This is a genomic window from Kitasatospora sp. NPDC097691, assembly GCF_040302665.1.
Classification (GTDB): domain Bacteria; phylum Actinomycetota; class Actinomycetes; order Streptomycetales; family Streptomycetaceae; genus Kitasatospora.
In genome coordinates this window covers 21,364-31,627 of record NZ_JBEORY010000087.1, presented here as the reverse complement: position 1 = coordinate 31,627, position 10,264 = coordinate 21,364, and the positions used below count along the sequence as shown (strand labels likewise).

The following is a 10,264-nucleotide window of genomic DNA, read 5'->3' as shown; positions in this document are numbered from 1 at the left end:
CCGCGAGGCGGGGGACTGGCGCCCGCCGATCGTGAAGACCGTCGCGGCCCGCGGCGAGGGCGTGGACGAGGTCGTCGAGGCGCTGGAGAAGCACCGCGCCTGGCTGGAGGAGCACGGCGAGCTCGCGGTGCGCCGCCGCCGCCGGGCCGCCGAGGAGATCGAGGCGATCGCGCTGGCCGAACTGCGCGCCCGCATCGGCGACCTCCGCGGGGACCGGCACCTGGCAGCGCTGGCCGAACGGGTCGCCGCCGGCGAGCTGGACCCGTACGGCGCCGCCGACGAACTCGTCGCCGGCCTGACCACCAGCTGACCGCCCGGCCCCGCGATGCGCCCCGCCCCGCCGCGAGTGCGGTCGGGGCGGGGCGGGGGAGTGCGACCGGTGGCTAGCCGCGGCCGCGGAGGCCGCGGAGGTGGTCGGCGATCGGGGCGAGGGCGTCGAACATGGCGTCCAGCTGCTCCGGGGTGAAGCGGTCGATGAAGTGTGCCCGGACGCTGCGCACGTGGTCCGGGGCGACGCGCTGCATGGTTTCCCAGCCCTGCTCGGTGAGGTGGGCGTAGAGGCCGCGGCGGTCGCCGGGGCACTCCTGGCGGAGTACCAGGCCGGCGTTCTCCATCCGGGTGATCTGGTGGGAGAGCCGGCTCTTCGACTGCAGGGTGGCGGTCGCGAGGTCGGTCATCCGCATCCGGCGGTCCGGGGCCTCGGAGAGCACGACCAGGATCTCGTAGTCGTTGATCGCCAGGTTGTGGGGCTGGAGCTCGCGGCTGAGCTGGTAGTCCAGCAGCTTGGCGACCTCCAGATGGGCGCGCCACATCCGCTGCTCCCTGGCGGTCAGCCAGGGAGTCTCCTCCTCGGGCTGCGACGGAGGGTTGTCCGCAGTGTCGGTCGTGTGCGTATCCATGGCGCCCAGCATACCTGATTTAGTTCAATCTTGTACAAGTTTACAGGCCGAAACGTCGGCCGAGCTCGCCCAGGTTACCCAGCCCCGGCAGGTTGGGATTGCCGCCGCCGTGACCGGCCGAACCCGGCTGTGACGGCACTCCGCCCATCGGGACGCCCGCCTCGGCGCCCACCTGGCCGACCGACCGCTCGGCCATCAGCTTCTCGCTGGACTGCAGCAGTACCTGCCCGGCACCGATGAACTCGAACTGGTGCTCCTCGCCGGACGCGCCGCCGATACCGGTCAGCCGCCGGATGCCGCCGATCAGCCCGTGCATGTAGTCGTGGTCGTAGTGGTGGCACGGTGCCGGGCAGTCCGCCCAGCCGACCAGGGCCTGCGGGTCCACCCGGAGCGGCGGTTCGACGAAGTGCACCGGCCCGTTGGAGGCGGCGACGAAGCGGCCGGTGCCGATCAGGGTCAGGAAGCCCGGGATGATCGACTGCTTGAGCCGCAGCGTCGGGTCGAAGGCGAGCAGGTTGCCGGAGCGGACGGTCAGGTTGCCGTCCTCCAGGTCGTACGAATTGAGGTCGAACGCCCGGTCGGCCAGCAGCAGCTTTCCGCGGCCCTCGGCGACCACCCAGTCCGCCGCGTGCATCGGAGAGTTGAAGTGCTGCCCGAGCATCCGGTCGATCATCCCGGCGCCGACGCCCTTGAAGGTGATGTCGCCGTAGTAGGCGACCATCTTGCCCTTCTGCAGGAAGTAGGACCCGTTCAGCTCAACCGAGAAGGCGTACGGGTTGACGTTGTCGTTGACCGGCAGGCTGTGCACGTCGTGCACCACCGGGCCGGCGCCGCCCTGGGTGGTCGGCAGCGGGGCGATCGGACCGCCGAACTGCTCCTGGGCGTACGGCTGTTGGGGCGCCTGTGGGGGCTGCTGCGGCTGCCCGGGCGGGGGTGTCTGGTACCCGCCCTGCGGCGGATACCCGCCCTGCTGGGGGTACCCGCCCTGCTGCGGGTAGCCCGGCTGCGGGCCGTGGTTCGGCGGGGGCGGCGGGACGACGAAGCCGGGCTGGGTCGGCTGGTCGTGCGGGGACCCGTACGGGGGCTGCGGCGGGTAGGACATCAGAGCTTCTCCTCGCTCGCCTGGACGTACACCGTGCCCTGTCCGGACAGCTCCAGCTGGAACGCCTCGCCCGAGCCGCGGCCGATCATGTCGCGCCAGCCGATCGCGGTGGACAGCTTGTTGCGGACGTCGCCGCGGTGCGCCACGTACGCCTGCGGGTCGACGTGCACCGACTGGCCGGGGACGATCGGCAGCTCGAAGACGCCGCCGTGGGCCATCACCGCGACCGAGCCGTTGCCCTCCAGCTTGGTGGTGAACAGGCCCTGGCCGGTGACCTGGCCGCGGACCATGCCCATGACCCCGCCCTGCGAGCCCATGAACATGGTGGACTGCCGCAGCGTGCCCTCGAAGGCGAGCAGCCGGTCCGCCTCGACGTACAGGGTGTCGCCGAACAGGTCGATCACGTGGACGTGGTGGCCGCCGTGGCCGAACATCACCCGGCCCTGGCCCTCGACGGTCATCAGCGGGGTGTCCTCGTTGGCCACCCGGCGGCCGATCATCGACATCACGCCGCCCTGCCCGCCGGTGATGTTCGGCGTGAAGCGGACGTCGCCGCTGTACGCGAGCATCGCGCCGCGCTGGCTGAACAGCCGCTGGCCGGGCACCACCTGGGCCTCGACCATCTTTCCGTTGATCTTCGTGAAGCCCATCAGACGTCACCCCCGATGGTGATCTTCTCGGAGGGCTGCACGTAGACCAGGCCGTCGCCGGTGAACTCGACCTGGACGGCCTCGCCGCCGCCCTCGCCGATGACCGTGGTCCAGCCCGCGCCCGACTTCAGGCTGCGGTGCAGGTTGCCGGTGTGCGCCACGTACGCGCCCGGGTCCACGCGCAGCGGCAGGCCCTTGTCGACCCGCAGGATGATGGCCGGCCCGTTGGAGGTGACGGCGGCCCAGCCGTGCCCCTCCACCTTGGTGGTGAAGAGGCCGTTGCCGGAGGACATGCCGTTCAGGCCGGTGAAACTGGTGCCGGTGTGCAGGCTGGACTCGGTGCAGAGCAGGTTGTCCGCCTCGACGTACAGCGTCTCGCCGTTCAGCCGGACCAGGTTGATCTCGGCGGCCTTGTCGGCGAAGTAGCAGGTGCCCTGGCCCTTCACCTCCATGACCGTCATCTTTTCGCCGGTCAGCCGGCGGGCGACCATGCCGCGCAGGCCGTCCCCGCCGCCGGTGAGCTTCTTGAAGGTCATCTGCCCGGTGTAGGCGACCATGGAGCCGTGTCGGGCCTTGACGGCGTCCCCGCCCATGTCGACGGCGAGCACTCGCGATCCCTGGAGTCTGAACTGTGCCACGGCCGCAATCTAGCCGGTGCGGCCGCGGCCCGGGGAGAGTGCGGGGCGCAACTGGTACGGGGCTGCGACAAACGCGCCGGTCAGCCCCGCGCGTGCGCCCCCTGCCCGGGGTGCGGGATCGCGTCGGCCGCCTGCTCGACCTCCAGCAGCGAGGCCGAGTGGCGCTCCGCCTCGAAGGCCACCACGCCGCCGCGCAGTCCGAACAGGCGCTTGGAGAGCATGATCCACAGGACCGCCGCGATGTTGAGCACCAGGGTGCAGATCTTCACCGCGCTGACGTGGTGGCTCAGCTCGTAGCCCTCCAGCGGCAGGAAGGCCGCGGTGGCGACCACCGTCAGGTACTCGGCCCAGCGCTTGTTCAGCCAGAGGCCGACCGCCTCGACGATCTCGATCACGGCGTAGGCCACCAGCGCGCCCGCGACGATCAGCAGGGTGCTCTTCTTGAAGTCGAAGGTCTTGCGGATCGTCTCGACGATCGGGGCGTGTTCGAGGTCCCAGTGGAAGTGGTCGGTGACGGGCCGGAAGACCGTCAGGTTCTCGTCGAAGATCCGGTGCACCGCGTCCTGGCTGTTGGAGAACTTCCACACGGCCCAGGCGACCACGATGATCAGCAGCCCGCGCAGCACCCGCTCGACGGCCAGGAAGCGCAGGATGAAGAGGTCCCGCAGCGCCTTGCCGCGCGGCACCAGCGGCGCGTTCTCGGCGGGGCCGGAGCCGTGCGGGGCGCCCAGCGCGAAGTCGCCGCAGCGCAGGCAGCGCCAGGCGTCGCCGAGGGCGGTGGCGGCGTGCAGCCGGGACGCCAGCTCGGGCTCGGTGGGTGCGTAGGTGATGTGGCCGCGCTTGGCGCAGGTCCTGCGGTCCCAGTCGCGCTTGAACATGTGGTGACTACCCCCGTGGCGTGATGCTTCCGGCGCCCGGATCGGTGGGCGCGCGGGCAGCAGGATAGGGGTTCCCGGTGACGCGCGGTCGCGCTCGGTCGCGTTCCGGCACACAGCTGTGACAAGGGACGGGGCCGCGGCGACGGCGGGAAGGGCCCGTCGGGCTCGTCGGCGGTGTGGCGGCGGGCGCGGAGCCGGGTGCCGACGCGGCGCGGCCGGGCGCTGTGAGATCGGGCACGGAGCCCACCCCGGCAGGGGAGTCGGACATGTGCTCGGTGATAATGGCCCGAAGGCTTGTGAGTCGCTTCACAAGCGCGCCCACGCCTCCGACCCCCGTATTGAGGTACCCAACGTGAACAGCAGCGCCGTCCACCGCCTGCGCCTGGTCTCCGGCCCCGAAGGGGTCTCGTTCATCCTGCTGCTGATCTGCTCGGTGCTGAAGCGGACCACCTCCTTCGACGCCGTCCCGGTGATGGGCATGGTCCACGGGGTCCTGTTCATCCTGTACGTGGTCTTCTGGATCCAGGCCTGGCAGGCGCAGAAGTGGGACGCCAAGCGCGGCATCCTGCTGTTCGTCCTCGCGGTGCTGCCCACCGGCGGCTTCCTCGCCGAGCGGATGCTCGCCCGTGAGGAGCGCGGCGAGCTGAAGCCCGCCATCGCCTGAGCTCCGCCACCGCCTGAGCTCCGCCACTGCCTGAGCTCCACCACCGCTCGGCTCCGGGACCGGTCCGCCACGCGGACGGTCGACAGGCTGCCACGGCCTCCTCTCCCAAAGGGCCGCGGCAGCCTGTCGCCGTTTCTTACCGGGGGTGGCTCGTGCCGGAGGCGGCCGGCTAGTTGACGTTCACCGCGCTCCAGGCCGCCGCGACCGTCTTGTACTCGGTGCTGGTCGCGCCGTACAGGTCGGTGGCGGCCTTCAGGGTCGCCGTGCGGGCGGCCTTGTAGTTGGTGGTGGAGGTCATGTAGACGGTCAGCGCGCGGTACCAGATGGCCGCCGCCTTGGTCCGGCCGATGCCGGTCACCGTCGAGCCGTTGGAGGTCGGGCTGTTGTAGCTGACCCCGTTGATCACCTTGGCGCCGCTGCCCTCGGCCAGCAGGAAGAAGAAGTGGTTGGCGACGCCGGAGGAGTAGTGGACGTCCTTGTTGCCGACGGTGGAGGACCAGTAGTCGGCCGAGGCGCCGTCCTTGGAGGGCTTGTCCATGTAGCGCAGCGGGGTGCCGTTGCCGTTGATGTTGAGCTTCTCGCCGATGAGGTAGTCGGGCGGGTCGGCGGGCAGGTTGGCGGACCACTCGACCATGGTGCCGAAGATGTCGGAGGTGGCCTCGTTGAGGCCGCCGGACTCGCCCGAGTAGTTCAGGTTGGCGGTGGCCGAGGTGACGCCGTGGCTCATCTCGTGGCCGGAGACGTCGATGGCGGTCAGCGGGTGGGTGTTGCCGGACCCGTCGCCGTACGTCATGCAGAAGCAGGAGTCGTCCCAGAACGCGTTGACGTAGTTGGTGCTGTAGTGGACGCGGCTCGCGGCGCCGACGCCGTTGTTCTTGATGCCGCTGCGGCCGAAGGTGTTCTTGTAGTAGTCCCAGGTGGCCGCGGCGCCGAACTGGGCGTCCACCGCGGCGGACTCGCGGTTGGACGGCGAGCCGTTGCCCCAGGAGTTGCTGGTCTTGCTGAACAGCGTGCCGTTGCCCGAGGTGCCGCCCTTGAGGTCGGTGGTCGACTGGTTGCCCCGGCTGCCGTCCTTGAGCTGGTAGTTCGAGCCGCTCTGGGTGGTGGTCAGCGTGACGGTGCCGACGTTGACGCCCTTGCCGGTGCCGGTCGCGGTCTGCACGTGCTCCTGGCTGGAGAGCACCTGGCCGGTGGCCGCGTCGGTGACGACGTCCTGGCGGCTCGGGGTGCCGTCCGCCCGCTCGCCCGTGACCACCGTGCGGTGGGCCAGGCGCGGGGCGCCGTCGGCCGCCCAGACGACCAGCTCGGTCGCGCCGGCGCCGTCGACCCGGCTGAGCGCCGCCTCGTCCGTGTCGGCGGCGATGCCGACCGTGGCGCGCACCGCGGCGGTGGCCTGCTCGGCGGCCTGGCCCGCGGCGAGGGCCGGGGTCAGGCTGGGCACGGACAGCCGGCCGGCGAAGGCGCGGTCGACCGAGCCCACCGAGCCGTCGGCCTTCTGGTGGACGACCAGGTCGCCGCCGATCACCGGCAGGCCGGCGTAGGTCCGCTCGTACCGGAGGTGTCGGGTGCCGTCCCGGTCCACCACGACGTCCTTGGGGACCAGCTGCTCCTGGCCGCCGAGGGCGAGGGCCTGTGCGACCGGGGCGCTCTGCCCGGCGGCGAACGCGAGCAGCGCGGACTGCTGCTGCTCCGGCGCGGGGGCGGCGGCCTGGGCGGCGGGGACGACGGCGATCTGGACGACGCCGGCCAGCAGGGCGGTGGCGGAGAGTACGGCTCCGACAGTCAGCTTTCGCTTCACGGACGGGGGTTCCTTCCACGAGACCCGCGGGTGCGTGCGGGTGCGCCGCGTACCGGGGCGCCGGGGTTGGCGCCGTGGGGCGGTAGGGCGCGGACGTGCCGTTCCCGTGCGGTTCCTGACGCTCCGCCGATGGGTGGGGGTGGCGGAGGTCGGACGGGACGTGGTCAGAAGCATGACAATTACGGGCCGGAATGGACAGGTCGCGTCCGGGGATTGGCCAGGAATCGCCAGTCCCGGTACGGATGGTTCGGTTGCCGCCGGTTGCCCGGTATGTGCTGTTCGCCCCCCTGGCGGGACTCCGCCAGCCGGGCGGCCTTGACAGTCGTACGGCCCCGGCGGCCCCGGCGGCCCCCGGCGTCCGGGCCTGCGCGGCCTGCCCGGCCTGCCCGGCGGCCCGGAACGGGCGGACGCCCGGGGCCTGCCCCCCCTCCGAGGGGCCCCGGGCGTCCGGATCGCTGGTGCCGTACGTCAGTTGACGTTGACGGCGGCCCAGGTCGCGGCGACGGCGTTGTACTCGGCGCTGCTCGCGCCGTACAGGTCCGCCGCGGCCTTCAGGGTGCCGGTGCGGGCCCCCGCGTAGTTGGTGGTGGAGGTGAAGTAGGTGGTCAGCGCGCGGTACCAGATCTGCGCGGCCTTGTCCCGGCCGATGCCGGCGAGGGTGGAGTTGTTGGAGGTCGGGCTGTTGTAGCTGACGCCGTTGATGGTCTTGGCGCCGCTGCCCTCGGCGAGCAGGTAGAAGAAGTGGTTGGCGACGCCGGAGGAGTAGTGGACGTCCTTGTTGCCGACGGTGGAGGACCAGTAGTCGGCCGAGGCGCCGTCCTTGGAGGGCTGGTCCATGTAGCGCAGCGGCTTGCCGTCACCGTTGATGTCGATCAGCTCGCCGATGAGGTAGTCCGGCTTGTCGGCGGGCAGGTTGGCGTAGAACTCGACCATCGTGCCGAAGATGTCCGAGGTGGCCTCGTTGAGGCCGCCGGACTCGCCCGAGTAGTTCAGGTTGGCGGTGGCCGAGGTGACGCCGTGGCTCATCTCGTGGCCCGCGACGTCCAGCTCGGTCAGCGGGTGGGTGTTGCTGGTGCCGTCGCCGTAGGTCATGCAGAAGCAGCTGTCGTCCCAGAACGCGTTGACGTAGTTGCGGCCGTAGTGGACCCGGCTCGCGGCGCCGACGCCGTTGTTCTTGATGCCGTTGCGGCCGAAGGTGTTCTTGTAGAAGTCCCAGGTGGCGGCGGCGCCGAACTGGGCGTCCACGGCGGCGGACTCGGCGTTGGAGGACAGGCCGTTGCCGAAGCTGTCGGTCGAGTTGGCGACCAGGGTGCCGGAGCCGGAGGTCCTGCCCTTCAGGGTGTAGGTGGCCTGCCCGCCGCGGCTCGCGTCCTTCAGCTGGTACGAGGTGCCGCTCTGGGTGGTGGTCAGCGGGACGGTGCCGACGAAGACGCCCTTGCCGGTGCCGGCGGCGGTCTGCACCTCCTCGTGGGTGGAGAGGACCTGGCCGCTCGCCGCGTCGGTCACCAGCAGCTGACGGCTCGGGGTGCCGTCGGCGCGCTCGCCCTCGACGGTGGTGCGGTACGCCAGGCGCGGGTTGCCGTCGGTGGCCCAGACCACCAGCTCGGCCTTGCCGGTCTGGTGCACGGCCGTCAGCGGGGCCTCGTCCTGGTCGGCGGTGATGCCGACGGTGGACTGCACCGCGCCGGTCGCCTGGGCGGCGGCCTTGTCGGCGGGGATCTGCGGGGTGAGGCTCGGCAGGGCGATCGTCGCACCGGTGGCCTTGTCCACGGAGGTGGTCGAGCCGTCCGCCTTCTGGTGCACCACCAGGTCGCCGCCCAGGACCGGGAGGCCGGCGAAGGTGCGCTCGTACCGGAAGTGACGGGTGCCGTCGGCGTCCACCACGGCGTCCTTGGCCACCAGCTGCTCCTGGCCGCCCAGGGCCAGGGCGTGCGCCACCTTGCCCGCCTGGCCGTTCGCCAGGGCGATCAGGTCGGCGCCCTGTCCGGCCCGGGAGTGCGGGGCGGGGTCCGCGACGGCGGCGGTGCCGGCCTGGACGACGCCGGTGAGCAGGGCGGTGGCGGAGAGTACGGCGACTGCGGCGAGCTTTCGCTTCACGAACGAGTCCTTCCGGGAAACCGCGTGTGGGCGCGGTCGCGCCGCGTCCCGGGGGCCGGGGTCGGCACCTGAGGGGCGGGACGGGCACTGACGTTCAGGGCCCCGAGCGGTCGAGCGGCCGGCCACCGGGGGTGGGGGTGGTGGAGGCCGTACGGGGTTGGCGGAAAGCATGACAATCGAGCAAATCAAATGACAGGTCTTGCTCATGGATTGGCCAAGTCCCGCCAGTGGGAAGGATTGTGAACGAGCGGACAAATGGAACGGATCACCCCTCCTTTCGACGGGTTACCGCCCGAACGGAGGCCCGGTGGCACGGGGTTGGCGCGATCGGCGGTCAACCCCGGTGCGCCGTACGTTCGTTGCAGTCCGTTCACACCGGTGCAATGTCCTGGTATGGACCTGGCCGTCCGATTGGCGGGATCCCGCCACGTGTTGCGCTTGTCCACCATCAGGACAGCTGGTAGCAGGCGTCCCGTCCGCCGGTACGGTAAGGACGTGGCCAAGCCCCTCGCACTCGACTTCGACCCGATCGCCCGCGCCGACGAGCTGTGGACCCGCCGCTGGGGTGGAGTCCCCTCGATGGCGGCGATCACCTCGATCATGCGCGCCCACCAGATCCTGCTGTCCCGGGTGGACGCGGTGCTCAAGCCGTACGGGCTGACCTTCGCCCGCTACGAGGCGCTGGTGCTGCTGACCTTCAGCCGGACCGGCGAACTCTCGCTCTCCAAGATCGGTGAGCGGCTCATGGTCCACCCGACCAGCGTGACCAACACCGTCGACCGCCTGGAGCGGGCCGGCCTGGTCGCCCGCCGCCCCAACCCGCTGGACGGCCGCGGCGTGCTGGCCGCTATCACCGAGCGCGGCCGCGAGGCGGTCGAGGAGGCCACCCGGGAACTCATGGCGATGGAGTTCGGGCTGGAGGAGTACGGCCCCGAGCAGTGCCGCCAGGTGTTCGACCTGCTGAAGCCGCTGCGGATCGCGGCCGGTGACTTCTCCGAGCCCGACGAGGGGGCTGCGCAGGGGGAGGCGTGAGGACGGCTACCCTCGTGGGAGCGGTGCGCGGATCCGGGCGTACCTGCCGAAACTGCCGAGCGAGGCGAGGAAGAGTATGAAGGCGACCCCCCTGCTGGGCTGGTACCGGGGCCTGGCCATTGCGACCGGTGTGGCACTGCTGGTGTTCTGCGGCTTCATGGTCGCGAAGTACGGCTTCAGCACGGCCGAGGACGTGACCACGTACGTCGCGATGCTGCACGGCTACCTGTACATCGGGTACTTCGTGGTGACCTTCCTGCTCGGGCAGAAGCTGAAGTGGCCGCTCGGCCGACTGGTGCTGACCCTGGCGGCGGGCTGCATCCCGTTCCTCTCCTTCGTCTTCGAGCGCAAGGTGGCCCGCGAGGCCGCCGAGAAGCTCCCGGCGGGCGCCGAGGCGCGCCAGCCGGCCGGCGTCTGAGCCGACCGGCCGCCCGGGAGGTCTGCCCGGGAGCCGGTGCGAGAGTCCGTACGAGGGCCCGTGCGAGAGCCCGCGCGAGAGCCCGCAC

At 71.3% G+C, this 10,264-nt stretch carries 10 protein-coding genes and 1 pseudogene; 4 read left to right on the top strand and 7 right to left on the bottom strand.

The genetic code is table 11. The features are described from left to right. A pseudogene (locus ABTY56_RS36510) lies at positions 1-310 on the top strand (methylmalonyl Co-A mutase-associated GTPase MeaB); the annotation flags it as partial. Positions 311-383: 73 nt separating this feature from the next. On the opposite strand, the gene ABTY56_RS36505 reads toward ABTY56_RS36510, so the two are convergent. From ABTY56_RS36505 to ABTY56_RS36485, 5 genes are all read right to left on the bottom strand, one after another. Next, complete coding sequence (locus ABTY56_RS36505) at positions 384-899, bottom strand: MarR family winged helix-turn-helix transcriptional regulator (protein WP_350633933.1); 516 nt, start codon at positions 897-899, stop codon at positions 384-386. Between the two features lie 40 nt (positions 900-939). Beyond that, positions 940-1,749 carry an AIM24 family protein gene (locus ABTY56_RS36500; protein WP_350633935.1) on the bottom strand — a complete coding sequence of 270 codons (810 nt, stop codon included), beginning with the start codon at positions 1,747-1,749 and terminating at the stop codon, positions 940-942. 251 nt (positions 1,750-2,000) lie between these two features. Beyond that, positions 2,001-2,651, bottom strand: coding sequence for an AIM24 family protein (locus tag ABTY56_RS36495; RefSeq protein WP_350520245.1), 651 nt, complete (start codon positions 2,649-2,651; stop codon positions 2,001-2,003). Further along, positions 2,651-3,289, bottom strand: a complete 639-nt coding sequence (locus tag ABTY56_RS36490; protein ID WP_350633932.1) for an AIM24 family protein — start codon at positions 3,287-3,289, stop codon at positions 2,651-2,653. The genes ABTY56_RS36495 and ABTY56_RS36490 overlap by 1 nt, the downstream gene beginning before the upstream one ends. Before the next feature lie 80 nt (positions 3,290-3,369). Next, complete coding sequence (locus ABTY56_RS36485; RefSeq protein ID WP_350633931.1) at positions 3,370-4,167, bottom strand: DUF2127 domain-containing protein; 798 nt, start codon at positions 4,165-4,167, stop codon at positions 3,370-3,372. A gap of 352 nt (positions 4,168-4,519) precedes the next feature. Here ABTY56_RS36485 and ABTY56_RS36480 point away from each other — a divergent pair, with 352 nt between their 5' ends. Then, positions 4,520-4,831 carry a DUF3817 domain-containing protein gene (locus ABTY56_RS36480; protein WP_350633930.1) on the top strand — a complete coding sequence of 104 codons (312 nt, stop codon included), beginning with the start codon at positions 4,520-4,522 and terminating at the stop codon, positions 4,829-4,831. 169 nt (positions 4,832-5,000) lie between these two features. Here ABTY56_RS36480 and ABTY56_RS36475 read toward each other — a convergent pair whose 3' ends face one another. Together ABTY56_RS36475 and ABTY56_RS36470 are read right to left on the bottom strand one after the other, a co-directional pair. Continuing rightward, a complete protein-coding gene (locus ABTY56_RS36475; RefSeq protein WP_350633929.1) occupies positions 5,001-6,629 on the bottom strand; it encodes a M4 family metallopeptidase in 1,629 nt (542 codons plus the stop codon). Between the two features lie 468 nt (positions 6,630-7,097). Next, positions 7,098-8,726, bottom strand: a complete 1,629-nt coding sequence (locus ABTY56_RS36470; protein WP_350633928.1) for a M4 family metallopeptidase — start codon at positions 8,724-8,726, stop codon at positions 7,098-7,100. 495 nt (positions 8,727-9,221) lie between these two features. Between ABTY56_RS36470 and ABTY56_RS36465 the strand changes: the two genes are divergently transcribed. Continuing rightward, a complete protein-coding gene (locus tag ABTY56_RS36465) occupies positions 9,222-9,758 on the top strand; it encodes a MarR family winged helix-turn-helix transcriptional regulator (RefSeq protein ID WP_350633927.1) in 537 nt (178 codons plus the stop codon). A gap of 76 nt (positions 9,759-9,834) precedes the next feature. Then, positions 9,835-10,176: a DUF3817 domain-containing protein gene (locus ABTY56_RS36460; protein ID WP_350633926.1), complete on the top strand. Its 342-nt coding sequence runs from the start codon at positions 9,835-9,837 to the stop codon at positions 10,174-10,176. Positions 10,177-10,264: the final 88 nt, after the last annotated feature.

Bases quoted from the DNA above. Each gene is read 5' to 3' on its own strand.
- ABTY56_RS36505 (WP_350633933.1), bottom strand. From the start codon at position 899: ATGGATACGCACACGACCGACACTGCGGACAACCCTCCGTCGCAGCCC.
- ABTY56_RS36495 (WP_350520245.1), bottom strand. From the start codon at position 2,651: ATGGGCTTCACGAAGATCAACGGAAAGATGGTCGAGGCCCAGGTGGTG.
- ABTY56_RS36485 (WP_350633931.1), bottom strand. From the start codon at position 4,167: ATGTTCAAGCGCGACTGGGACCGCAGGACCTGCGCCAAGCGCGGCCAC.
- ABTY56_RS36460 (WP_350633926.1), top strand. From the start codon at position 9,835: ATGAAGGCGACCCCCCTGCTGGGCTGGTACCGGGGCCTGGCCATTGCG.